This is a genomic window from Oceanicoccus sagamiensis, assembly GCF_002117105.1.
Lineage (GTDB): Bacteria > Pseudomonadota > Gammaproteobacteria > Pseudomonadales > Dasaniaceae > Oceanicoccus > Oceanicoccus sagamiensis.
The window spans coordinates 3203651-3229064 of sequence record NZ_CP019343.1; the positions used below are offsets into that span (position 1 = coordinate 3203651).

The 25414-nt window shown below is 46.8% G+C and carries 24 protein-coding genes; 15 read left to right on the forward strand and 9 right to left on the reverse strand.

Features of this window, described 5'->3' with window-relative positions:
* The first annotated feature begins 19 nt into the window (after positions 1-19).
* Positions 20-184, forward strand: coding sequence for a hypothetical protein (locus BST96_RS21065; RefSeq protein ID WP_240554808.1), 165 nt, complete (start codon positions 20-22; stop codon positions 182-184).
* Positions 151-1077 carry a Leu/Phe/Val dehydrogenase gene (locus tag BST96_RS14735; RefSeq protein ID WP_240554809.1) on the forward strand — a complete coding sequence of 309 codons (927 nt, stop codon included), beginning with the start codon at positions 151-153 and terminating at the stop codon, positions 1075-1077. The genes BST96_RS21065 and BST96_RS14735 overlap by 34 nt, the downstream gene beginning before the upstream one ends.
* Positions 1078-1084: 7 nt before the next feature.
* On the opposite strand, the gene BST96_RS14740 is transcribed toward BST96_RS14735, so the two are convergent.
* A complete protein-coding gene (locus BST96_RS14740; RefSeq protein ID WP_085759440.1) occupies positions 1085-1741 on the reverse strand; it encodes a TetR/AcrR family transcriptional regulator in 657 nt (218 codons plus the stop codon).
* 466 nt (positions 1742-2207) lie between these two features.
* On the opposite strand from BST96_RS14740, the gene BST96_RS14745 reads away from it, so the two are divergent.
* The 8 genes from BST96_RS14745 to BST96_RS14780 all read left to right on the forward strand — a co-directional run bounded on the left by BST96_RS14745 (position 2208) and on the right by BST96_RS14780 (position 13539).
* Positions 2208-4670: a TonB-dependent receptor gene (locus BST96_RS14745; protein ID WP_169714010.1), complete on the forward strand. Its 2463-nt coding sequence runs from the start codon at positions 2208-2210 to the stop codon at positions 4668-4670.
* Between the two features lie 95 nt (positions 4671-4765).
* Positions 4766-5497, forward strand: a complete 732-nt coding sequence (locus BST96_RS14750) for an alpha/beta hydrolase (protein WP_157117970.1) — start codon at positions 4766-4768, stop codon at positions 5495-5497.
* Complete coding sequence (locus BST96_RS20490; protein ID WP_157117971.1) at positions 5425-7572, forward strand: outer membrane protein assembly factor BamB family protein; 2148 nt, start codon at positions 5425-5427, stop codon at positions 7570-7572. The genes BST96_RS14750 and BST96_RS20490 overlap by 73 nt, the downstream gene beginning before the upstream one ends.
* Positions 7573-7583: 11 nt before the next feature.
* Complete coding sequence (locus BST96_RS14760; RefSeq protein WP_240554810.1) at positions 7584-8396, forward strand: acetoacetate decarboxylase family protein; 813 nt, start codon at positions 7584-7586, stop codon at positions 8394-8396.
* A gap of 24 nt (positions 8397-8420) precedes the next feature.
* Positions 8421-9668, forward strand: a complete 1248-nt coding sequence (locus BST96_RS14765) for a 3-hydroxyacyl-CoA dehydrogenase (protein ID WP_206045349.1) — start codon at positions 8421-8423, stop codon at positions 9666-9668.
* Between the two features lie 4 nt (positions 9669-9672).
* Positions 9673-11394 (forward strand): class I adenylate-forming enzyme family protein, encoded by a 1722-nt coding sequence (locus tag BST96_RS14770; protein ID WP_085759443.1) that lies wholly within the window; start codon positions 9673-9675, stop codon positions 11392-11394.
* Positions 11395-11412: 18 nt separating this feature from the next.
* Positions 11413-12228, forward strand: coding sequence for an SDR family oxidoreductase (locus BST96_RS14775; protein ID WP_085759444.1), 816 nt, complete (start codon positions 11413-11415; stop codon positions 12226-12228).
* A 15-nt stretch (positions 12229-12243) separates the two neighbouring features.
* On the forward strand, positions 12244-13539 hold the full coding sequence (locus BST96_RS14780) for a spinster family MFS transporter (RefSeq protein WP_085759445.1): 1296 nt from the start codon (positions 12244-12246) through the stop codon (positions 13537-13539).
* Between the two features lie 85 nt (positions 13540-13624).
* Here BST96_RS14780 and BST96_RS14785 read toward each other — a convergent pair whose 3' ends face one another.
* Positions 13625-14098, reverse strand: coding sequence for a DUF2721 domain-containing protein (locus BST96_RS14785; protein ID WP_085759446.1), 474 nt, complete (start codon positions 14096-14098; stop codon positions 13625-13627).
* Between the two features lie 73 nt (positions 14099-14171).
* Here BST96_RS14785 and BST96_RS14790 point away from each other — a divergent pair, with 73 nt between their 5' ends.
* From BST96_RS14790 to BST96_RS14805, 4 genes are all read left to right on the forward strand, one after another.
* Positions 14172-14768, forward strand: a complete 597-nt coding sequence (locus BST96_RS14790; protein ID WP_206045350.1) for an HAD family hydrolase — start codon at positions 14172-14174, stop codon at positions 14766-14768.
* 288 nt (positions 14769-15056) lie between these two features.
* The gene (trhO, locus tag BST96_RS14795) at positions 15057-16055 is read left to right on the forward strand and encodes an oxygen-dependent tRNA uridine(34) hydroxylase TrhO (protein WP_085759447.1); all 999 of its coding nucleotides are present in this window, start codon (positions 15057-15059) and stop codon (positions 16053-16055) included.
* A gap of 74 nt (positions 16056-16129) precedes the next feature.
* Entirely contained in the window at positions 16130-16930 is an 801-nt protein-coding gene (locus tag BST96_RS14800) for a MipA/OmpV family protein (protein ID WP_085759448.1), read from the forward strand.
* Between the two features lie 338 nt (positions 16931-17268).
* Positions 17269-18492: a cytochrome P450 gene (locus BST96_RS14805; protein WP_085759449.1), complete on the forward strand. Its 1224-nt coding sequence runs from the start codon at positions 17269-17271 to the stop codon at positions 18490-18492.
* Positions 18493-18539: 47 nt separating this feature from the next.
* On the opposite strand, the gene BST96_RS14810 is transcribed toward BST96_RS14805, so the two are convergent.
* Positions 18540-19172, reverse strand: a complete 633-nt coding sequence (locus tag BST96_RS14810; RefSeq protein WP_085759450.1) for a LysE family translocator — start codon at positions 19170-19172, stop codon at positions 18540-18542.
* Positions 19173-19452: 280 nt separating this feature from the next.
* Here BST96_RS14810 and csrA point away from each other — a divergent pair, with 280 nt between their 5' ends.
* Complete coding sequence (gene csrA, locus BST96_RS14815) at positions 19453-19653, forward strand: carbon storage regulator CsrA (RefSeq protein WP_085759451.1); 201 nt, start codon at positions 19453-19455, stop codon at positions 19651-19653.
* Positions 19654-19661: 8 nt separating this feature from the next.
* On the opposite strand, the gene BST96_RS14820 is transcribed toward csrA, so the two are convergent.
* From BST96_RS14820 to BST96_RS14845, 6 genes are all read right to left on the reverse strand, one after another.
* Positions 19662-20249: a tRNA-uridine aminocarboxypropyltransferase gene (locus BST96_RS14820; RefSeq protein WP_085759452.1), complete on the reverse strand. Its 588-nt coding sequence runs from the start codon at positions 20247-20249 to the stop codon at positions 19662-19664.
* Entirely contained in the window at positions 20249-21031 is a 783-nt protein-coding gene (locus tag BST96_RS14825) for a glutaminyl-peptide cyclotransferase (protein ID WP_169714011.1), read from the reverse strand. Before BST96_RS14825 ends, BST96_RS14820 begins: the two co-directional genes overlap by 1 nt.
* Positions 21018-21329, reverse strand: coding sequence for a late competence development ComFB family protein (locus tag BST96_RS14830; protein WP_085759454.1), 312 nt, complete (start codon positions 21327-21329; stop codon positions 21018-21020). Before BST96_RS14830 ends, BST96_RS14825 begins: the two co-directional genes overlap by 14 nt.
* Before the next feature lie 50 nt (positions 21330-21379).
* Positions 21380-23452 (reverse strand): bifunctional tRNA (5-methylaminomethyl-2-thiouridine)(34)-methyltransferase MnmC2/FAD-dependent 5-carboxymethylaminomethyl-2-thiouridine(34) oxidoreductase MnmC1, encoded by a 2073-nt coding sequence (gene mnmC / locus BST96_RS14835; protein ID WP_085759455.1) that lies wholly within the window; start codon positions 23450-23452, stop codon positions 21380-21382.
* A gap of 44 nt (positions 23453-23496) precedes the next feature.
* Positions 23497-24687 (reverse strand): hypothetical protein, encoded by a 1191-nt coding sequence (locus BST96_RS14840; RefSeq protein WP_085759456.1) that lies wholly within the window; start codon positions 24685-24687, stop codon positions 23497-23499.
* Between the two features lie 227 nt (positions 24688-24914).
* Positions 24915-25388 (reverse strand): MaoC/PaaZ C-terminal domain-containing protein, encoded by a 474-nt coding sequence (locus BST96_RS14845; protein ID WP_085759457.1) that lies wholly within the window; start codon positions 25386-25388, stop codon positions 24915-24917.
* Positions 25389-25414 lie beyond the last annotated feature (26 nt).

The following is a 25414-nucleotide window of genomic DNA, read 5'->3' on the forward strand; positions in this document are numbered from 1 at the left end:
TGATTACCGAGATAAAGCTATGAATGTATTTGATCACCCGGACTTTGATCACCATGAATTGGTTGCCTTTAAAGAAGATCAGGCCTCAGGACTAAAGGCCATTATTGCCGTCCATAATTCTACCCTTGGCCCTGCGTTGGGGGGTGCCGTATGTTTTCTTATGTTTCCAATACTGAAGCCCTAAGCGATGTGCTGCGTTTATCGCGGGGTATGACCTACAAGTCTGCCTTAGCGGGTATTGCCTTGGGTGGCGGTAAGTCAGTGATTATTGGTAACCCTCACCAGGATAAATCCCGCCAATTGCTATTGGCGATGGGGGAATTTATTAATAGCCTTAGCGGTACTTATATTACCGCTGAAGATTCCGGTACCGGCGTGGCCGATATGGCGATTATGGGGGAGAAAACCCCTTATGTAACGGGCGTGGTGACCGGCGAAGAACATGGCGGAGATCCATCACCGATCACGGCCTATGGTGTTTATCAGGGTATAGTGGCGTCGGTGGCGCACCAGTTTAAAAGTAACTTGCAGGGTGTGCGTATTGCTATGCAAGGTATTGGTAATGTTGGTTATCACCTTGCCCGTCAATTAATTTCAGCGGGCGCTACCGTTTATGCTGCGGATATTAATCCTGCCAATATTCAACGGGCGGTTAACCAGTTAGGTGTGATTGAAGTACCGCTGGACGATATTATGTCGATTGATGTGGATGTATTGGCCCCCTGTGCATTGGGTGGGGCGATTAATGCCGACAGTATCGATATGATTAAAGCCAAAGTCGTTGCGGGCGCAGCGAATAATCAGTTGGCCACGGTTGATATGGGGTTGGCACTAAAAGAGCGGGGCATATTATATGCTCCGGATTATGTGATTAACTCCGGCGGCATTATCGATGTTTATTACCAGACTAAAGGTATACGGGACCGTAAAAAAGTGGATGCCCATGTGGAGCGCATTGGTGACACTCTGAAAACCATTTTTACCCGGTCTGATCAAACGGGTCATGCTACCAGTGGTATTGCCGATCAGTTGGCTGAAGAAATTCTGGCCGGTGATGTTCAAGAGATGAGTGCCTAAAGGCTGCTTATTTCATCTTGCCAAAGAGCATATCTACCAGCATATCCGCGTGTTTTTCCACGCGGATCTCTGTTCTTGAATCCACCCCAAATAATAATTCACACTCAGGGGCAAAAGAGAAGATCGTCGAGCTGGCGCTGACCATAATATAGTACCAATGGATAAATTGGTCTCGGTCCAGCCCTTGGGTTTCTTTGACCAATTTTTCCATTAGCTGAGCAGCAGGGCGGATATGGTTATCGGTCAGGTAATCGATGCGCCAGCTATGTTGCCGGGCTTCCTGACTCATTAACCGGCTTAGCTCAGGGTGTTTGGCATGAAAGCGCACATAAAAGCGCACTACAAAAGCCAGCCTGTCCCTTTCCGTTAGCTCCTTCATAATTTCCTGGCGATGGGTAAATTCATCCCGCATCAGGCCAAAGGTAGCGTCGACAACGGTTTTCCAGAGATTATCTTTATCGTCAAAATGGTAAGCGACCAAGCCGCGCTGGACACCGGCAGCATTTTCAATATCACGGATAGAAACCCCTTCAAAGCCTTGTTCTGAAAATATACGCGTGGCGGCTTCCAGTACTTTGGCACGGGTAATCTCGGTCCGTTCCTGGGTGCGGCGGGTTCTTTTCTTGGGGGCTTTGGCGGCTGTGGCGCTGTCGTTATTGCTCATAATGGCTCAGTTTATAGTCCTTGGGGCTAAACTTTCTAGCGGCCCGAATTATAACGAATGAAGTGGTTATCAGCTAATTAATAATTTTTCGCTCTAATGCGAATTTAATGCTTACTATTTTGGTTATAAGGAATCGGGCGAAATTCTCAGTGATTACTGCGTTAAGCTGAATAAAAATCCATCACAAAGCTTTCTCTTTTAGCCAGTAATATTGGTTATAAATATATATAAAACAATTGCTTACAATATTTTATGGCTTTTCATTCTCTACCCGGTCCTGCCCCTGATTTGTAGGCTATTTAAGCTGTTATCTTCTCAGTAGAGTGATTAATATAATCACTAAATTTGTTGACATGCAAATATAATAATTATAAATTTTGTACGTCTACGAAATAAAGCTATAGTTCTAAGACCACTTTTTGTAGTTCAGAGCTATCATCATAAGTAAGCCAACGGGGGAATGACCTTGAATAACTGTAGAAGCAAACGATCACCTTTATACCTGGCCACATTATTGGCGGCGGGTATTATGCCAACCACTGCCACCGCTCAGGTGGTGTTAGAAGAAATTATTGTTGTGAGCACCAGGGATGAATCCTCCCTGATGGAAACCTCAGCATCAGTAAGTGCTTTTGATTCCGATACGCGTGACCTATTGGGTATCGATAACGCTCAAGACCTGGTGGTTCATTCACCGTCTCTGGTTATCGCCCCTAGCCGGATCAGCATCCGTGGTGTAGGTCGCCCGAATATTGCGCTGGGTTCTGATCCCGGTGTTGGTATTTATTGGGACGGTATCTACTCAACTGAAAATGATATTTTTGGTTTTGCTAACTTTTTAGATATAGAGCGTGTGGAAGTTTTGCGTGGTCCACAGGGCACGTTATTTGGCCGTAATTCTATTGGTGGTGCAATTAACTTTATTAGTAAGCAGCCTACCGTTGAGTGGAGTGGTGAAGTCACTGCTGAACTGGGCAACCATGATTACACCGTAGGGCAGGGGCTGGTGAGTGGTCCGCTGACGGATAAATTGACCATGTTAGGTGCTATATCTGAAATCAAGCGTAGTGGTTTCCAGGACAATATCGCCAACGGTAAAGATCATGATCAGGCAGAAAGCCAGTACGCCACCTTACACTTTTTCCATGAAACCACAGAGAGCTGGAGCAACAGTATAAAGCTGGTTAACCGCGAATCGAACATTCGCCCTGAAACCGCTTATGCGCCGGATCCTTTTGTTACAGATTATATCGATGCGACCTTGGACGCAGGTAACCTGCCAGGTATGTACCCTGACAATAACTTTGCTAACCCAAACCAGGGCCAGACTACAGACAACCCAGCGGTTAGAGATATCGATAAAGTCTCGGTTGATCGCGACCCTTATCAAGATAACCAGCGCAAGCAGATTATTGTTATCAGTGAATATGATGCTGATGATTACCTGATCAAATATACCGGTGGCTATACCGAGTTTGATTTTGAACTGGACTACGATGCGGATTTGTTAACTCAGGCAGACTCTGGTTTGGATTGGAGCCAGATGCAGTTTGAGCTTTTCCCTGGTGTATCTGTGCCGGCTTCAAGGATTACAGGCTTGTCTTTAACGCCCGCTGATATTACCCGCCCCTTTTCTCAAGAAGCTGATTTCACCTCCCATGAAATCCAGTTTATTACCAACTATGACAGTAGCCTGAACTTCACTACCGGTTTGTATTACTACAACAGTGATGAAGCACAGGAACTGGCCTTTATTGAAAATAACCCTGATGTGGTTGCCGCTTATACTGCTTTAGCAGCCGTGGTACCGGGTGGCTTGCCGGTTAACCCTGATGGTGATTTGTTTAGAGGTACTTCACAGCTGGATACAACCTCTTATGCGGTATATGGCCAGATGGATTGGGACTGGACTGACCAGACTACAATTACTTTTGGTCTGCGTTATTCCTATGATGAAAAAGAAGGCCAGGACACTACCTTTGTACAATATGTGTATGAAGATGCGACTGACCCAGGTCTTATCGGCGACCCAACTGACAATGTTGTAGAGCGCAAGATTGATGAAGATTGGGATAAAATCACCTGGCGTTTAGGGGTTGATCATATCCTTGATGAAAATCACTTCTTATATGCCTTTGCGGCAACGGGCTATCGCTCTGGTGGTTTTAACCTGATGAACCCAACCGACAACTCAGATGTAGGTACGGTTGACCCTGAAGACCTATTGTCTTTTGAGGCTGGCTATAAAGGCTCCTTAATGGATGGTCGTTTAAATGTCGGTACTGCGGTTTACTACTACGACTATACCGATCTGCAAGTGCTGAAAAGCGATGTGGTTAACGGTGTACCGCTAACCAGTTATGAAAATGCCGCCGAAGCGGAAGCTTACGGTCTTGAAGCAGAATTTAGTGCATTGGTTAATGAGTATGTAAGCCTGACCGGTAACTACTCATACAACAATACCGAGTACAAAGATTTTGACTCGATTGATACGACAGCTTGTCAGTTGGCTAGCGGCGCGTTAAATGACGGCAGCCCGGTTGACCCGGCTATCTGTGATGTTCAAGACCTGAGTGGTAATAACTTTATCTATGCTCCAGAGCATAAGGCATCGCTTAATACCGTGGTTATGTGGACGATGATCGATCTGGATTGGACGGCTGTACTGACCTATCAATACACCGATGAGCAATATTCCAATGCTTTCAATAACGACGATTATGATTTGATTGATTCCCGTGATCGTATTGACGCCCGTATTAGTGCGGCCAGTCAGGACGAAACCTGGGAAGTGACAGCCTACATTAAAAACATCGAAGACAACCGTGAAGTGACATTGCGTGACCGTCCAAGCACAGTCTCTGGTGTTAATACGGTAGCGCTTACCGATCCACAAATGTACGGCGTTAAATTCAAGTACAAGTTTTAAGCCTATCTAGCTAGTCTCCCTTGCTGGCACTTCGGTGCCAGCCTTTTTTATCTGGCTATTTTTAGCCGTTTGTCTGTAATTATTTAAGGTCTTTTATGCTTGTCAGCGCTTTACTAAAACCCCTGGTTAAATTAACCGCGCGATTAGTTTTGCTGATGGTCTTCTTTACTGTGCCCGCTTTGTCACAAACCGGTGCGCAAATAGAGTCCCGCTTAGATAAGGTAGATCATAAAGAAATTACTCTCTGGAGTGAGGGTGTTCGCCTGCAAGGGGATATCTACAAACCAAAGAATTTACAACCCGGTGATAAATTGCCGGGTATTTTATTAGTGCATGGCTGGGGTGGGGTAAAACAACATCTGCAGCGTGCTTATGGACCACAATTTGCCGAACTGGGTTTTATTGTATTGGCCTTCGATTATAAAGGCTGGGGTGAAAGTGATGGGCCTTTATTGGTGCCTGAAGCCTTGCAGCCTATAGAAGTCTCTGCCGATATTGATCTTAAAGCCAAACATATCCGCAAAATTGTAAACCCTTTATCGATGGTTGCTGATGCCAGAGCTGCACTACACTACCTGGCGGGCGAACCCCAGGTAATGTCTAACAATATTGGTGTGTGGGGCACTAGCTTGGGCGGTGGTGTAGCCTTGGTTACCAGCGCCAATGATAACCGTGTTAAAGCCTATGTTGATCAAATTGGAGCGGTTAACTTTAAAGCCAACCTCGATATGATTACCGATGGTATGGTAAGGCGTTGGGAAACCCAGCGCGCCCGGGGGAAATCACCCAATACCCTGGCGCTGAAGCGGCGATTATTCCCGGTTTAAAAGGCTTTCCCGATTGGATCGGGATGAAGAATTTTGATTCATTGGCCTATGCCGAACAATTAACCATGCCCACCCTGATTATTGATGCCGAGGAAGAAGAACTTTTTGCCCGGGATAAAAATGGTTTGGTACTGCACGAAGCGATTAAAGACCGTGTTGAAACCAAATATGTCACTTACCCCGGTAAACACTACGATATGTACCGTGGTGAGAATTACCGCAATGCCTTACGCGATGCCCAGGACTGGTTTGTCACCCATTTAAAAGGCAATGCCGAGGGTGCCAGCCTCTACAAAGAAAAATGTGCGCTATGCCATTCTAATCCACAAATACGCGCCCCTGCTTTTAGTATCTTAAAGTCCATGAGTGAAGAAAAAGTATTGCTTGCAATGACGGAAGGTAAAATGAAGCAGCAGGCGGCCAGTTTAAGTGATAAGCAGCGCAGCCAATTAGCCAAATACTTAAGCACTGGTGTACAAGACCCTCGGGCCTGGGAAACTACCGTGGCCTGCGATGCGGGCACAGCGTCAAAAGAGATTAATGCTGCTGTTACTGGCTGGGGTTATGGCCTTAATAATCACCGCTATCAACCGGAGGCCTTGGCGGGTTTAACGGCCAATGATTTACCTGAACTTGAGCTAGCTTGGGCGCAGGGCTTTCCCGGCACTACCGAGATGCGGTCTCAGCCAGTAATTACTGAAGATACGCTCTATCTGGGTGTGCAATCCAGTAGTGCTATCTATGCCTTTGATTTAGCCAGTGGCTGTTTAAAGTGGGTCCATCGTGGTGGACCGGTTCGTTCAGCCTTAAGTTTTGCGCGCATGCCAGAGAGCAATACTCCCATCCTGTTTTACGGTGATGCCAATGGGGTAGTGCATGTAGTCGATGCTACTGATGGCAGCGAAGTCTGGGCTAAAAAAATCGCACTGGATGATATTGTGATTACCGGTACTCCGGTATTGCACCAGCAAAAACTCTTTGTCCCCTTGTCGACCAGTGAAATCGCTAAAACCTTTAATTCAAAATATGAATGTTGCAAAGCCCATGGCGGAGTAGTGGCCCTGGATATTCGTACGGGTAAAACACTGTGGACTTACGAAACCACAGCGGCTGCCAAACCCTTGGGTAAAAATGCAGTAGACACCACTATATGGGGGCCATCCGGTGCACCGATATGGACAACACCGGCTATCGATGCCAAACGTAACCGCTTATATATAGGCACCGGTGAAAACTATTCTCACCCTGCCACCTCTACCAGCGATGCCATTATTGCTTTAGATCTGGATACCGGTAAGCAGCAGTGGATTTATCAAGCCCGTAAAGATGATGTTTACAATATGGCCTGTGTTAGCTATCTGGGTTTTCCCGATGGGCCAAATTGCCCTGAAAATTACGGCCCCGATTTTGACTTTGGTGCCTCGGTTGTTATCACTCAGGATAAAAACGGCAAAGACCTATTATTAGCGGCGCAGAAATCTGGCGATGTTTATGCGCTGGACCCGGATAAAAACGGTGCCGTTGTATGGCAGCAAAAACTCTCTGACGGTACTCCTGTCGGCGGTGTGCACTGGGGTATGGCCGTAGCGGGGCAACAAGTTTTTGTTCCAGTCGCTGACCCAGACTGGGATATTCAAGGCTGGACCTATAAACCACAGCCTGGTATTGCCGCTTTAGATATTACTACCGGTGCAATTAATTGGCGCTATCAGGCAGAGCGCGGTTGCAAGATTGATGCTTCAACCTATAACACCACGGCACAAAGACATTCCGAAAAGTGGCCAGCCTGTCATTTTCTCTATGGATTTTCTGGCGCAGCAACCGCCATTGATGGCGCGGTATTAGCGGGGTCCTTAAACGGCACCTTATATGCCTTTGCTGCCAACGACGGTAAGCCGCTATGGCAATTTCCCACCAATAGAAGCTTCGATACTTTAAATGGTGTACAGGCTCATGGTGGGGCTTTAGACAACGCCGGTCCTGCGGTGGGGCATGGTTATCTGGTCCTGCAAAGCGGCTATAGCTATATCAAACAAATGCCCGGCAATGTATTGCTGGTATTTAAGAAAAAATAGAGAACAACACTATGTTTAAGCTTGATCCCATGCAGAGTTATATGATGCCCGCGCATTTTGGGCCCCGTTATATTGGCGAAAAAACCAGTGGTTGGTATCGCGATGTAACGGCCATGACATTATCTTATCGTACCGATAGAGAAAAATTAGCAGCCTATTTACCGAATAATGTCACCGTGGCTGAGGACGCTATTGTTTCCGTTTTTTATGCCTGTAATAAACAGGTCGACTGGTTGGCTGGTCGTGGCTATAACATGATCGGTGTGACCGCGGCGGTGGTTTATCAGGGTGAAGAAGGGCCGATAGAGGGCAGTTATAGTTTAGTGATTTGGGAAAATCTGACCGACCCTATTTTATCGGGCAGAGAGTTACAGGGTATCCCAAAAGTGTATGCCGATATTCCAGAACATAGCATTGACCAGGGTAAATGGTCCTGCACGGCCAGTCATTTTGATAGCACCATTGTCGACTTATCTGTCAGTAATCTGGTTGCGGTGGATGCAGAACAGGTCACCGCCAGTCAAAAAGACAATGTCGATAAAGATAACCCAATGGGTTGGCGTTACTTACCGGCTCTGGGTGGCTTTGGCCCGGAAGTGGTTAATGAGATTACCACCTACCCTTCAGAAAATATTTTTACTGAAGTGTCGGTAGGGGAAGGGCAGATAGATTGGCATCAGTTGACCTGGGAGCAAAACCCGACCCAGTTCCATATTGTTAATGCACTGGCAGATTTGCCGATGCTGGAGAATTTACCGGCTATTGTGACTAAAGGCAGTACCAACTTAATGGTGCCTGAACGCTGGACGCGCACACTGCGCTAGTATTGATAAAGGATCATTATGAAGGTGAATGATATTAATCGTGTTTGTTTTATCGGCTCTGGCACGATGGGGTGTTTTAATTCCCTGTTAGCGGCTCTGGTGGGCTATGACTGCGTGCTGTTCGATATCGACGAAGAGAGCTTTAAGCAGGTTCCTCAGGCGCAACAAGATATCGGTGCATTTTTGGTGGGCTCAGGCTTTTGCACTGAGCAAGCGATTGCCGAAGCCCAGTCTCGTATTCGTTTTGAAACGGATTTATCACAGGCGGTAGCAGGGGCTGATCTGATTAGTGAGTCCGTTCCTGAGCGTCTTTCTCTAAAACAGGAATTACATCAACAGTTGGAATCTATTTGCCCTGAGCATTGTATTCTGACCACTAACACCTCGAACTTAATGGTATCGGAAATTCAAGCCCCGTTGGCCAGCGGCAAACGCTTTGCTGCCCTGCATTCCCATTTAGGTGCCTTGCTGATTGATATTGTTGCCGGGCCTCGTACTGATGCTAGCACGGTTGATACTTTAAAGCGCTATGTGCTCAGCCTTAATGCCGTTCCTTTAGTATTGAAAAAGGAAAACCCCGGCTATGTATTAAATGCGATACTCGGGCCATTACTAACCATGTCGATGATGTTAGTGATAGAAAAAGCTGCCACGATCGAAGACTTGGATGCTGCTTGGCTGAGTCACCGCAAGGGACCTATGGGGCCGTTTGCGATGATGGATTTATTTGGTTTGGATGTGATCGCCGATAGCTGGCAGCAACCCAGACCGGACCCGGCGATGCAAGCCCTGCGTACTAAAATACTCGGCTTTATTACCCCGTATATTGAACGGGGTGATTTGGGTATGAAGTCTAAAAAAGGTTTTTATCAATACCCGGACCCTGCCTATCAGCAAGCTGGCTTTGTTGACCCCGCTAAAGATTTATCTGGCCTCGATAGTATTCTGGTCGCCACCATTATTGAAAACGCCATTATTATCGCCAATAAAGCTGTGGCCGAACCTAAAGATATTGATCGGGCCTGGATGACAGCCACCTATTTGGATATTGGTCCTTTTGGGTTGCTGGATGCCATCGGCCTGAATGACTTTCTAACAAATTATCATCAACTGGTGGCAGCCGGTTTATTTACTCCTGCCGCTGCAGCCATTGTTGATACTTATCTACAGCCAAAACTGGACCTTGAGCACTTGGGTGAAAAAACCAAACAGGGTTTTTATAGCTACCCTAATCCGCTGTTCCAAGAAGCCAACTTTTTACTGGATACTTAATGCTATGACACTTAAAAATACGCTAGACAATATTCAGCAGGCCATTGCCGGTTTAACCGCGCCGGGTGGTGATTTTGAAATTATTCAAGCGGATGTGCTGGGTCAAAGCTTGCCCGTCTATAAGCCGGCACCTGGCAGTTTGCGTGATATTTATATGGCTTGCCTGCAGCATAACCAAAAAACGTTTTTGGTCTATCACCAGCAGCGCTTGAGCTTTATGGATACCTATCAGCAGACGGCAAAGTTTGCCTATATCCTGACGCAACAATTTGATGTTAAAAAAGGCGACCGTGTAGCAATTGCAATGCGTAATAATCCCGAATGGATTGTGGCCTTTATGGCCGCTACTTCACTGGGTGCTGTTGCTGTACCGATGAATGGTTGGTGGACGACAGAAGAATTGGAGTACGGCCTGCAAGACTGTGGTGCCAAAGTGGTTGTGGTGGATAACCAGCGTATGCAACGCATTGAGCCGTTTTATCAAGCAATGGATATACGCGCAGTTGTGATTAGCAGCGCGGCCAATAGCCAGCCCAGTACCGATACTCAATTTAACTATTCAGAGCTGATGAGTGCTTGTGCTGATCAGCAGATGCCAACCGTTGAAATTTCCACCGATGATGATGCCACCATACTGTATACCTCAGGTTCCAGTGGTAAACCCAAAGGTGTAGTGGCGACCCATCGCAGTATTATCAATACTTTAGTGAGTTGGTTATTACTGGCTGTAGGGTCTGAAGTAGCCGGTGCCAAACCTGACAATATGCCTGAGGCGGATGATTTAGTGGCCTTATTAACAGTGCCCTTATTTCATGTGACCGGTTGCCATAGTTTGTTTTTACTCTCGCTGATTATCGGCCGTAAAGTGGTCATGATGCATAAGTGGGACCCGCAAGAGGCGCTGAAATTAATCGAGCAGGAAAAAGTCACCTATGTGAATGGTGTGCCCACCATGTCACAGGAACTACTGGATGCGGCAGAAAATACCGACCGCGATATTTCCAGCTTGGTTGAATTAGCCTCAGGCGGGGCCGCCAGACCACCTGAGCATGTGCGCCGTATTAGTGAGACTTTTAAAATGAACCCGGTCAACGGTTATGGTTTAACAGAAACCAATGCCATGGGCGCTGTGAACGCGGGTATTACCTATATAGAGTGTCCCGATAGTGTGGGTATGCCATCACCTGCTGTTACCGAAATCCGCATTGTGGATGAGCAGGGCAATAGTCTGCCTGCTGGTGAACGTGGTGAAATCTGTATTAAAAGCCCAGCCAATGCCCGCGGTTATTGGAATAACCCAACGGCGACAGCCGATGCCTTTAAAGATGGTTGGTTTCATACCGGTGATGTGGGTTATCTCGATGACTTGAATATGCTTTTTATCGTCGACCGGATTAAAGATATTATTATACGCGGCGGTGAAAATATTAGCTGTAATGAAGTAGAAGCTGCTATTTATGCTTATGAAGGAGTAGCGGAAGTGGCCGTGTTTGCAGTGCCTGATGAACGTCTGGGTGAAGTGGTAGGCGCCAAGTTATTTATGAAGGCCAATGCTTCGATCACAGAGCAGCAGTTAGTTGAATTTCTTCAAGATCATATTGCGGCGTATAAGATTCCTTCACATCTTATTATTAGTGAAGAACCGTTACCGCGTACAGCTACCGATAAAATCTTTAAACGTGAAATTAAAGAGCAGTATCTTGCTGCTATGCAAGCGTCTGTTTAAGGTTTGGGTGAGAGTTTTATGTCAGCCTCAGATTTAAGTCTTCAAAATCTTTTTTCTCTAACGGGAAAAGTTGCGCTGGTAACCGGCGGCTCCAAGGGTATTGGCCGGATGATTGCTCAGGGCTTATTACAGGCCGGTGCCAAGGTTTATATTAGCGCCCGCAAAGCCGACGAATGCCAACAGGTAGCGGAAGAACTATCAGCCTTTGGTGACTGTGTTGCTATCGCCAGTGACGTGACACTGCCAGAAAGTCGCCAACAACTGATTGAGCAACTATCGGCCCGGGAATCGCAGCTGAATATTTTGGTGAACAATGCGGGCAGTGCCTGGGGTGCCAGTTATGAAGAGTATCCGGAAGCCGCTTTTGATAAATTAATGGCCATCAATGTAAAGTCAGTCTTTGCTCTTAGTCGTGATTTAACACCACTGATGGAGCAGGGAGCCAGTAAAGACGACCCCGCCAGAATTGTAAATATAGGCTCGGTGGATGGTCTGCATATAGCCACGGCTCATAATACCGGGATGTATGCCTACAGTGCATCCAAGGCGGCAGTGCATCATTTAACCCGCCATTTAGCTGTAGAGTTAGGTAAGCGTCAGATTACCGTTAATGCGGTAGCCCCCGGTTTTTTTCCCAGTAAAATGACCGGCTATTTATTTGACACCATGCAAGAAAAACTGGAAGCCAATAGCTTATTGGGCCGAGTAGGGCGTGATGAAGAAATGGCGGGGATTGCCATTTATCTTTGTTCCAAAGCCGGTGCCTATACTCATGGTACAGTCATTCCTGTGGATGGCGGCACTTCCATTAACCATCAACACCTTATTGATTAATAACAGGCAAAGACTATGAGTGATCCAACCAGCGTCGGTTACAAACCCAGCAAATCCCATACTATTTTGGGTTTTTTGATGGTGCTTAATGTGCTTAATATGGTAGATAGAAACCTGTTAAGTAGTTTTGGCCCGCAAGTGGTTGAAGACCTACAGCTGACCGATAGTGAATTTGGTTTGCTGACCGGTTTAATTTTTGTCTTTTTCTATGCAGTGATGGGGCTGTTTATGGGGGTCTTAACAGACCGTGTACATCGCCCCCGTTTGATTGCTGCTGGCTTGTTGTTATGGAGTGTACTGACTGCCTATTCCGGCATCGCTAAAAACTTTTTTCAAATTGCCATGGCCCGTTTATTTATTGGTGCGGGTGAGTCCAGTTTAACCCCCGGTTCAGTCTCAATGCTTTCTGATCTCTATCCCCAGAATAAACGGGGTATGGCATTGGGTATCTATTATTTAGGTATTCCTTTGGGAGCCGGTGGTAGCTTTATTGTGGCGGGTATCCTCGGCCCAATACTCGGTTGGCGCAACTGCTTCCTACTGCTAGGTGCTCTTGGTGTGCTACTGGCTATCCCGCTGTTTTTTATGCGTGACCCCAAACGAGGCGGCTTGGATCAGCCAGCTGATACAGCACCAGCCGATAATCAGGCAGCACTAAAGAAAAACAGTTTCTCTGATGTGATGAGAAGTTTACGGGCTAACCCGGCATTAATGTTGACCATTGCCGGCGCTGTATTTTTACATATACCGGTTGGGGCAGGGCAGTTTGCCATGCTTTGGCTGGTACGTGAACGTGGCTTTGATGCGGCTGAAATTGCTACCGTTTACGGCGGTTTATTTATTATCTTCGGCACCATAGGGACGTTATTTGGTGGTATTGCCAGTGACTGGTTCCAAGCCCGATTTAACGGCGGCCGTATCCGTTTTCTCGCCTATTTGATGCTGGTGATTACGCCCTTTACGATCGGCTATCGTTTTGCGGAGAGTGACTCGATTATTTTCTATATGGGTATGAGTGCGGGCTTCTTATTTATGTCGTCGTTCTATGGCCCTGCTTTTTCCACGGCCCAGGATTTATCCCCAGTGGCTATGCGCGGCACTGTAGCGGGCCTATTACTGGTGGCCTGTAATTTAGTGGGTATTGGTTGCGGTGCAGTACTAACCGGTTTTGTGAGTGAATTTATGCAGGCATCGGGCAGTGAACAGCCATTAACCTGGGCCTTAATTACCGCTGATATTTGTTCGGTATTGACGATTCCGTGTTTTGTTTGGGCTTCGATGTATATTTCCAAAAAGGGCGTTACTGCTTAAATCGTAGGGTGGATTATAATCCACCAGAAAGAGCTCTGAGCATAAAAGTGGTGGATTATAATCCACCCTACGCCAAGCGAAGGCATTACTCTTTCAGAATGTCATCCACCGCGATTTCCATGCCCATCTGCATACTCTGTGTTGCCCGGGTGACTTCTCTGAGAAAGTAAATTAGCGCCATTATCAAAGCCAGCATGGCGGAGATAAATAAGAAGGCAATCACCAGTGAAAGACTGGCATGTAATAAGCCCCCAAGGAAGAGCGTAACCACCACTAAACAAATCAATAGAGCGCTGATGGTACAGAGGCGGATGGCTTTATTGATCATACCAATCCGTCGCCATAGCGATGCCAGTTCATTTTGCAGAAATTCGTTTTGTTCGCCGGTGGTCGTAGCAAGTCTTCGCTCTAAAATTCTGGCTCGATCAGTAATACGGCCTAAGCGGTTGGACAGCACACCTAGAAAGGCGGCAATACCGGTTAGCAAAAAAACCGGCGCTACTGCCAGTTGCACGGTTTGCCCTATATTGCCCAAAATATCGATGGTGATTGTTTCCAATGGTCTGCCTTTAGTATGCTGTTAGACTTAAATCCTATCACTGATAACGATAAATCACACCTGAGACACTTTCATGACACAAGTAAGTATCAATACCTCGACCATTACGGGGGTTGTCTTTGATATGGATGGGACGCTGGTCGACTCTAAACTGGATTTTGATGCTATGCGGGAAGAGTTGGGTTTCCCCGAAGGCCAGCCTATTCTGGAGCATCTAGACACACTGTCAGATCCGCTTCTTATCGATAATGCCCACCGTATTATTCGACAGCATGAAATGGCGGGGGCTAAAGCCGCGAGCTGGATGCCCGGTGCTGAAGCCTTTGTTCATCATCTGAAGGCCCTCAATATCCCCATGGCAATCTTGACCCGCAATATGCGGGAGGCGACAGCCCTGACGCTGGCGTCTCTGGCCATTCCCATTGAGGCCGTATTAACCCGCGAAGACTGCTTACCCAAACCCCATCCACAGGGCTTATTGATGCTTGCCGAGCGGTGGCAAATGCCCTGTGGCAATATGGTCTATATCGGTGATTACCTCTTTGATATTGAAGTTGCTGCTAACGCGAATATGCGCTCCTGTTTATATCTTAATGAACATAATCGCCATTATGCTGATACTGCTGACTGGGTGATTGAGCATTTTGACCAACTAACAGCAGCTTTTTAAACCTCTGCCATACTCGCGAATCTATCCTGCAGTCCACGCCTGTGTGCATTGCTGTCTGGTTCAATAGCCTAGAATAAGGCCAGCTTTAAGCCAATAAGACAGAGTAGGGTGGATTAAAATCCACCTTGCGGGCTATGTGCCCTGGACAGCGATGGGACTGTCTGGGAATGATGGTGATCTGGGTCAAAAGTGCCATCAATTAAGCAGGACATCGGCCTATATATTTCCTATAATCCTTGCCGAAATTAACGCACCGGATTTACGTTCCGGCTAGCTGAGGAAAAGACCATGTCTACTGACACCTATATTGTGTGTGCTATGTATAAGTTCGTCCGTCTGGACAACTATGAAGCACTGCGCGATCCCCTGTTAAATACCATGAAGCAGCTTAATATCTGCGGCACCTTGCTACTGGCCAGTGAGGGCATTAATGGCACTGTTGCTGGTTCTCGCGAGGGAATCGACCAGTTATTACTATGGTTGCGCCGGCAGCCAGAGCTGAGTGATATTGATTGCAAAGAATCCACGACGACTCAGCGCCCATTTTTGCGCACCAAAGTTAAATTAAAGAAAGAAATAGTGACAATGGGCGTCGAGGGGATTAACCCCAAAGAAGTCGTTGGCACCTATGTAGAACCCAAAGAGTGGAATCAGTTGATCAGCGACCCGGATGTTTTACTGGTCGATACCCGCAATGATTACGAAGTGCAGGTGGGTACCTTTAAAAACGCGATTAACCCCAATACCGAAACGTTTCGCGAATTCCCCCAATATGTCAAAGATAACCTTGATCCGGCGAAGCATAAAAAAGTCGCGATGTTTTGTACTGGTGGTATCCGCTGCGAAAAATCGACCGCTTATTTAAAAGAGCAGGGCTTTGATGAGGTTTATCACCTTAAAGGTGGCGTTTTAAAATATCTGGAAGAAGTCCCAGAGGAACATACCCTGTGGGATGGCGAGTGTTTTGTCTTTGATGATCGCGTCACCGTAAATCATCAATTAGAGAAGGGTAATTATGACCAGTGCCATGCCTGCCGTTTACCCATTACAGACAATGATAAACTTAGCGAAAAATACCAACAGGGTGTTAGCTGTCCTTCCTGCTATGACAAGTTGAGTGAACAGCAGCGCCAGCGTTTTAGCGAACGTGAAAAGCAAATGCGCTTAGCCAGCCAGCGTGGCGAAAGCCATATGGGCTCTGAGGTTGTCGATCAACTGCATAAAAAGCGCGAAGTGAAAGCTGAGCAGCTTGAGAAGCAGCGGAAAAATAGTCAGCCCTCAAAATAATCTTGATTGATTAATTCACCCAGACCGATTAGATTGTCCGCTTTGTTATAGAATAAAACGATAAGGCGGTCTGGGTGCGAATAATAATAACGTTGTGGTTGTTGCTTCTGTCTGTTGCGGTAGTGGCTGAAGAGCAACCCAAGTGGGAGGCTGGCATTGGTGCTGCGGGTCTCTACCATCCCCATTATCTGGGTGCTGACCAGGAAAAAGGCTATCTATTGCCGCTGCCGTATTTTACTTACCGTGGTGAAATGATCCGCGCCGATCGTGGCGGCCTCCGGGGTTTTATCTACGACAGTGAAAAGTTGGACCTTAATCTTAGTGTTAGTGGCTCACTACCAGTCAATAGTGAAGATAACGATGCCCGTGAAGGGATGGATGACCTCGATATCATGCTGGAGGTTGGCCCAACGCTGCAGTACCTAATCCATAAAGATGACAACCACCGTTTGCGGGCGGATTTTCCTGTGCGCGGTGGTTTTACCTTTGGTGATGATATCGCCAGACATCAGGGCTGGACCTCCAATCCACGTATGCACTATGAGCGCTTTTATGGCCCTTGGACGATAACCTCAACATTGGGCCCAGTCTTTAGTGATCGCCGCTACCATGGCTATGTCTATAATGTTGAACAGGCGTTTGTTACCGAAGACCGCGCCTTTTATAAAGCTAAATCCGGTTATACCGCAGGGCGATTTTCCCTGTCACTCAAGCGCCGTATTGGAGATTACTTTATTGGCGGAAAAGTCAGTTACTATAATCTTGATGGTGCCGCTAATGAAGATAGCCCCCTGGTTAAAAAGAATGAGTATTTTGGCTTTAGCCTGATCTTTGCCTGGGTATTTAGTGAATCTAATGAAATGGTGGCTGACTAGGGCGATCTCTCGCCTGATTACTCAGTCGCTCTATTGGCTAACTTTAGCCCCCTTCGTAACGCCAACTTTTACCGACAAGCATTGCTTGGTTTGATTCTTTGAACTTGTTTTTTTTAACGTTGTTCAAATAAATTGAGCGGTGTAACATCTGGCTGATTGACTGCTTTTTTCAGGTTTATCATGTCAGCGGTAAGGGATTGACGGAAAACTATTCGTGGTAAATAAGTGATAATGGATGGTGTAAATTCAGTCCATATTTTCTGTAGTGCTTTATTCCCTTTTTTAATGATTATCCTGATAGGTATTTGCTGGTTTTTTTACCAAAACGAGAGGTGATTGTGAAAGATAGAGTAGACACAGGTGGCGCCGAATATAAAATTAATCTGTTAGCACCGTTTATGCATGTCGATCCCTATCCAACCTACAAAAAATTACGGCAATACCACTCGATTTGCCCCTTGGAGCAGGAGGGAATGTTAGCAATTAGTCGTTACGATGATATTGTTTCTATCCTTAAGCAACCGGATATTTTTTCTTCAACTGATTTGGCTGCTGCCTTTGAAACTGAGTGGATGCCCGAGGCTGCCAATCCGGAAGAATATATTCTGGCTTTAGAAGATAAGCCGGAACACACCTACCATAGAAGGCTGGTTAGCAAGGACTTTGCTTATACTGCAGTTGCCGCTGAAAGGGCTGCAATGTACCGAGTGGCCGAAAAAGCCGTGGCGGCCTTAAAGAGTCATCACTCGCTGGATTTTTTTGATGGGGTCGCCTGTCCCTATGCAGAGCAAATCATTAATCATTTCTTTGGTGTCGATCCTGAAGACCAGTTTGCCAACTTAAGGGACTGGCGGCAGCTGGTAGAGATGCCGCCCAGCGAGCCTGACCCGGCCTGTCTGAAAAAAATTGAACAGTATAGCGAGGAAGGTACTGCCTATTTTAAGCAGCTTATTTTATCGCGTCATAATAAGCCTGTCGGCGATTTTGTTAGCCGTTTGTTGGGTGCAGACCCCGGCGACAAAGTATTAACGACTGCCCAGAAAGCGGCGTTGATTGAGCTGATTTTTAGTGCAGGCCTGATGCCTGTGGCCCAGTTATTAAGTCATGCTATATTGCGTCTATCGCAGGAGCCATTATTGGTTGATCAACTCAAAAAAAGCCCGGAAAATATAACCTTGTTTACTGATGAATTGCTTCGCTATGATTCGCCCACTCATATCTTGCCTCGGCGAAATTTATTACCTGTGACAGTTTCTGGTGTACATATTCCAGAGAGTACCACGATTTATTTACTATTAGGCTCTGCAAATCGTGACCATGGGCATTTTGATTGTGCAGATACCTTTGATATATTCCGCCCAAATAATAATACGCATCTATCTCTGGGTTATGGTATGCACCGCTGTTTGGGCGAACGCTTATTAAAGTCACAGGTAGCTATTTTTCTGGAGGTTTTACTGCATCGGTTTTCAGGCATTAGTTGTCCGCCGAGAGACCAGTTGAAGTGGTTTTATCAAATGACCAGCTATTCATTCAGAAAGCTTCCAGTGATTTTTCACTAGCGCGGGTTTTATTGGCTATTAGCAGCTTGGTCATCTCTTTGTATGGTTCACAATACAGGTTGGGCCCAGGCCAAATAGATGGCAAAGCCAGCAATGGTTGAGGCCGCTATTCGCTGCAAGTAACGACGGAATTTTTCCGATTGCAATAGTATTGCTCCCGCTCTATCGGCACAAAAGCAATACAGGGTATAAACACATAGAAAGGACAGCACCAGTACACCACCCAGTTGCAATGATTGGGACGTAATGCTCCCTTTGTCTATTTCAATAAAGGTGGGAATCAGGAATAAAAGAAATAGCGGGGTCATTGGTGTTGAGAAGTTAAGTGTTACGCCTTTGCGGAAAAGCGCGACTTTGCTGGTGAGTCCAGGCCCCTCCTGACTTGCCAGTGTGGTAGGTTGCATCAATATTTGCCAGGCTAAAAACAGCAAGTAGGTAACGCCAATAATTTTTAGTAGATGAAAGACTGTCACCGATGCTTGAATGATCGCTGAGACGCCAAATGCCATTAATAGCACTTGAATCAGCAGAGCAGTGCCGGTTCCAGCCACAAAAGCCATGCCTGACTTCCAGCCCTGAGTGCTTGAGTGAGTGATAACAATAACCATTTCAGCGCAAGGCATAAGGCAAAGGCTGCTATTAAGCATAAAAAAATGGAGTGCTGTTTCGACGCTGATCATAAAGAACAGTCCCTGTCACTATAGTTGTGTCTATGTATTGGTATCCATGAGCCATAAAGTCTATTTTATCCGTGATTTTGTTCTATGTCCTGTCTTTATAAATCCCATTAATAGGGTTCCTGATCACATAGGGTTTATTCTCTTGTGGGTCTTTGCTGGTTAAAATGTTGATACCTTAAATAGTAAAGGTATTTACGGAGGGGGTCTTGAATGGTTCGAGTCTCCCTGATATTCACACTTCCTGCATCATTGTAGGTGTTTTATTAAGAGGGGAACAGGGATGCTAATACTGACGAGAAGAATTGGTGAAACGGTTGTTATCAATGATAATGTAAGGCTTACTATTTTACAGGTTCAAGGTAATCAGGTACGGATGGGGATTGCTGCTCCCAGAGAGATAGAAATCCATCGTGAAGAGATCTATCAGCGAATTGTTCAGCAAAAGAAAAAGCGACATTCAGATAATCGGGGTAACCAATAGCCAGGGGCTTAGCTGCCCGAATAGTTTTTTTGGTAGGTTTTATCACCCATCTGCATGATTTGTTGTGCAATCATCCAATCCATGGTGGTTAGTAGGGGTTGATACTTTTGAGTATCGCGTTCGAGTGCAGCTAATACACCGGCAATCGCTTCAACAGTGGATACTGCCGTGGGGTGTGGCTCTTTGCGTATTTTATAACGCGATGCAGGTAGTACCATGCTAATTCGTGGCAATGCAGCCAGCCATGGTGACTCGTGTAACATGCGTCGGGTTTTTCGCCAGCTGCCATCTAAAAATAATAATGGCTGGATTGTGCCTGGATCAATATCATTAACGGCCGTGCTGTTATCGCCGGGATAAACCAGTAGTGGTTGTATATTGGTCATCAATAATTCTACGTCGCCCGGTTTTTTAGCAATAAGCGTTTGGCACTGCTTTAAGCTAAGTTGGGCAATACGGGCTGTCCCAATGGCATGCTTGGCTTCTTTTGGATGTTGAAGGATATACACCGGCCACTGATTATCGATCACTTCCAGAGTGTGGCAGTAGCACACGCTGGGTGGGCGTAAGCAGCGTTGGCAGGCAAGACGTGACATCAGTCTTTTGTTATGGGGGTTAGGGAAATATGGAACAATGTTGGCCAGTATTTGCCAGTGACTAGCAGTCGCTGCTTGGCTCTATCGTAAGCGATGCCATTGAGTACATCTGTTTTAGGGTTGCGTTGATGTTTGGGGAGAATATCTTTCAGAAAAACTTTACCGACCACTTGTCCATTGTCTGGGTCAATCATAATGATCCATTGGCTCTGCCATATATTGGCATAAATCAAGCCGTTTACCCATTCCAGTTCATTGAGTTTTTCGACCGGGTTGTTTTCAAATGTGACGGTAAGCGTACGCAATGTTTTAAAACTTACAGGATCAATAAACTGAAGTTGTGAAGAACCATTGCTCATAATAAGTGCTTCACCATTATTGGTTAGGCCCCAGCCTTCACCTGTAATCGTAAATTGTGCCGTTTGTTCCAAGGTACTGGGGTTATAAATAAAACCTTGTTGGGCCTGCCAGGTTAATTGGTAAAGCTGTTGCTTTAGTAGTGTTATCCCTTCGGCAAAATAACGCTTATCCAGCGAGTGTTGTTGCAGGGGGGTAGGGTTGTCCAAGGTTCTGCTTAGCAGCTGTGATGCGCCTCGCTGACCGGCACTTTCATAAAGAATGCCGTCATGAAATTCCAGGCCTTGAGTAAATAGTTGCGGGTCATGCTGAAATTGTTCAACAATCTGGTACTGGTATTCTATAACAGGCTGGGCGGCGAAACTTGTGGCGCAGGTAAATAGGTAAACAAGTAAGCTAAAGCCTCTATATTTAGCCTTCATCATACTCTTTGTCACTGTTATCGACGAAGCTAATCGCATCGGTCACCGCTTTATCCACTTTATCCACCATCTCCTGGCGTTCATTTGGCGACAGGTAAAACGCCATATCTACATCGTGGCGAATATATCGTGGCGGTAAATTATTCAGCGCTACACAGGCGATATCTGCCGTATAGTCATTGCTGCCAAAGCGGCTGGGCATTTTTTTCTGTAAGGCCTCGAATACCATGCCTTCGTAATAATTATGGATACTATCTAACTCAGTAGGTATGGCCAAAGGGCTTTCATGTGACAGTAGCATAGTGATCTCCAACACGTGGTTGATGGTATTTCAGTTATTGTAGAGCATTTTTATACTTTGTTGCGAATCAGGTCGCGGATAACAAAACGAGCCGGATTGAGTGCACTGACCAAATGCCGCGGCAATGGCAATGGCTCTGAGCAGATCATGGCAGCGATTAGCTCACTACACAATGGGGTTGAGGTTAATCCGCGGGAGCCATGGCCAATATTGAGATACAGGTTGGGGTAATAATGGCCGGGGCTGGTAATCCCGGCGTGGGCATTCTTGCGCAGAGGGGCGTAGTCTGCCAGAAATTGCTGTTGATCATGGACCGGGCCCACCATGGGCAAATAATCCGGGCTGGTACAGCGTAAACCGGCTCGGCCTGTCAGCGATGAGGTATCTATAGCGCAAGGCTTGGGTAGTAGTGAGGGGATCATCCGATGCAGGCTGTCCAGATTGCGCTGGTGATCTTGCTGGCGAGTACTGGTGTCCGTATCGCCATTGTCAAAGGTCGCCCCTAAGTTGTGAGTGTTATTAATGGCGGGAGTGATATAGCCTTCATGGCAAATAACGGTTTTTAATGCTGCGGTTTCTGGTGAGGTTTGCAGCAAAGTGATTTGTCCACGAATGGTCTTGGTCGGCAGGGTTTGGCTTTGTTCAAAATGCAGTGCATCATGGCTGTTGGCAATAATAGCCGCATCGGCGCTTACCAGAGGCCCGGTGTCGGTGGATAGTTGCCATTGCTGTTGCTGGTGTTCCAGTGTGATGGCTTGCTGTTGAAAAATAATATCGATATTAGGATGGCTACTGAGTGACTGGCATAAATACACCGGCGAGACCCAACCCGCCGCAGGAAAAAACCAGCCTGGAAACTGCATATCCACTCCGGCTAATTCTGATGCCTGCTGTTGATCAACGCATTGAATCAGTTCAGGGTAATTAGCAAAGGCCTGCTGTAATAGAGGCACCATTCGCTGTTCTTTAGCGTTGCTGGCCAACTGTAAAACACCGCAAAAATCGATATGCTCCGATGAAATATTATGGGTTTTCTGCCACTGTCGATAAAACCGCAGCGCGTATAAATAGCTACTCAGAGTAAACCGGTTAAGAGTGCCAGCTTCGGTGGATAGCTTGGTATATAACATGCCCTGCGGATTGCCAGAAGCCGCCGCCGCCAGTCGGTCAGACCGTTCAATTAATGTGACTTTGCAGCCCCTTTGCGCCAGTGCATAGGCGCTGCTGCAGCCAGCTAAGCCACCGCCAATAATGGCGATATGCTTACCTTGGGTGGGCGTTTGTTGTTGGAAGTACCAGGGGGCGGTAATGCTTTTAGGGTTCGGCCTGTCGGTATGGGGTTGCAGTTTGTCTCTGCTGTCGGGGTTAAATTGCCCAAATAACATTTCCCGTTTTCTAAAACCCTTGTCTTTTTTTATCTCAAAACCCTGCGCCGCCAATCCTTTACGCACGGCAGTGACGGCAGTAAAAGTGGCAACCGTGGTGTGGGGCCCACTGAGGTCAGCCATTAAGCTATAGAGTTTATCATTCCATAAATCCGGGTTTTTAGCGGGTGAGAAACCATCCAGAAACCAGGCATCCATAGTGACATGATTGTGAGCTTTCCATTGTGGGTGGTCACTGCTACGCAATTGTTCAAGGCCTTCGATACCGTCGCCCAGTAACAGGTGCAGGCTGATACGGCCGCTATCAAATTTGAGCAGGTGGTAACCGGCGGTTAACGTTGGGTATTGTTCTAGTAGCTGTGTGGCGAAGTCAGTCAGTTCTGGCCAGGCCGATAATGAGCGTTCCAAATCGGTATAACTTAAGGGGTGTTTTTCTACCGATACAAAATGTAGCTGCGCGTTTTGCGGGGCTATATTTTGCCACAGTTGCCAGCTGGCTAAAAAATTCAGCCCAGTACCAAAGCCGGTTTCACCAATACTAAAATGATCAAAGGCCTGCAGTGTTGGCCAGCGCTGTTGCAGTTGATTGTGTTGCAAAAAAACATAGCGTGTTTCTTCCAGCCCCTGTTGCAGCAGAAAGTAGATATCACCAAAGTCTCTGGCCTCAGGTACATTGCCCGGCTGCCAATCTAATTGCGCAGTATCGAGATGGTAGGGGGAGGGGGGCTGTTCAGGCATAGGTATCAGTGCATTCCCGCGACCGCGGGAATGACAGATGGGTACTAGGGGGTATTAACGAAATACACCAAACGAGGGTTCTTGGGGTCTGAACCATCGTAGATAACTTCGTAGTTTTCACTGGAGGTTACTACTTGTTGACGCCAGCGATTAAAGCCCACGATAAACACAGTATCTCCTTGTATTAATTCGGCATTGCCACGGTAAATATTATGGCCTTTAGGGCGCAGTGCATGGGAAACTGTTTTGCCGCTATCACCATTGCTATCAATAATTTTGACGTTAAGGATTTTGTTATAGCGCGAAGATTTTTTCTTTTCCGGCGTTGCTAAAATCGCGGCGATACGCTGCTCTTCAGCCGTCACTTCTGCACCGGTACTAAGAAAAGCAACGCCGTCATCAGCTGCTGGATTGTCGAGGCTTGCCTTGTTAACGGTTTCTTCTGTTGCCGGTTCGGCAACGGCAACCGTTGTACTGGCTGTTGTTGTTACTGCCGCATTTACAGAGGGCGTTACAGTGGCAACTGTCGTCGCCGTTGCCGTGGCTGCTGCGGTGGTTTTGGCGGCTGCTTCTGCGGCGGCAGCGGCGGCAAGTTTGGCTTCTTCGTCTTTACGGGCCTGTGCTATTTTTGCCTGTTCTTCGGCCTGTAACTGCGCTTTTAAGCGAGCAATCTCGGCTTCAGCGGCCTCAGCTTTTAACCGCTGCTCTTCCGCCAAGCGGCTGCTTTGGGCTGCGGCATCCGCGCTGCGTGCTTTATCGACCGCAACCTGCTGTGCTGAAATAGCAGCGGTTAGGGTATTGATTTGCTCAGTGTTACTGGCCAGTTGTGCTTCCAGAGCCTGATTGCTTTCCTGTAATTCAAATTGTTTGGCATTGGCTTTTTTAAACTTGCGCTCAGCCAGAGCATATTTAAATTCGCTATTTTTCAGTCTTGACTTATTTTCCGGGCTTGGGTTGGCATCGTAGTCAGCTTGCTCCTTATCCAGAGCTGCTTTGGCGGCATCCAGTTTGTCTTTTTCCGGCGAGTCCTGGTTTTGCAGCGGCTGCAAATCACTGACGGCTTGTCGTTGGGCTGCTTGCAGCTGGGTCTGTTGCACTTGTAGCTCGGCTAGCTGCTGTTGCTGGGTCGCTAGTTGCTGCTCGGCAGCGGCCAGTGACTGGGCAATAGCGCCGCTGGAAAGCGTGGTGACTGCGCTGATAATGATGGCATTAAGCCATTTTTGACATTTTGACACGGATTATCCTGTTACTAATCGATCTTTATAGTGTATCGGCTCAACGGTTAGTTATTGATTTTAATGGGTATTGAGTTGACCTGAGGTTAAATGTTTAGACGAAAGTATAGACTATTGCAGAAAACCGGGCAGCTTAATATCCGGGCTTTGTTGTCTATGTCACGTAAAAGGGGGAGGCCACTAACAATCAGGCTGAATCTTATCGTTAGTGGCCAAAAAACAACCAGTTAGCCGATCTTGATAGGAGGCAGTTCAGGCTTGGCTAAGGATAGCTTTTCAGTCGGCGCAATCACCTCGGCAGAGCCTTTGGCGACGGTAGTGCCGTCCTGATTGACTGCCACGGTATTCAGGGTAACAAAGTTTTTGCCGTCTTTCTTTTCGGTCACTTCCAGATTGATGGTGACCGTATCACCTACTTTTACCGGTGCACGAAAAGACAGGCTTTGACCCAAATAGATGGTACCAGGACCTGGTAACTCCAGGGCCAATGCGGCTGAGATAATAGAGCCGGTCCAGGCTCCGTGGCCAATACGTTCTTTAAACATCGTGGTGGCGGCAAATTCAGGGTCCAGATGCACGGGGTTAACATCCCCGGATACGGCGGCAAATAGCACTAAATCATCTTCAGTCAGGGTTTTGCTATAAGTGGCCGTTTGGCCGATGCTGATTTCGTCGTAGGTAATATTATCAATGGTACTCACGGTGATTCCTTAATAGATTTGCTTTA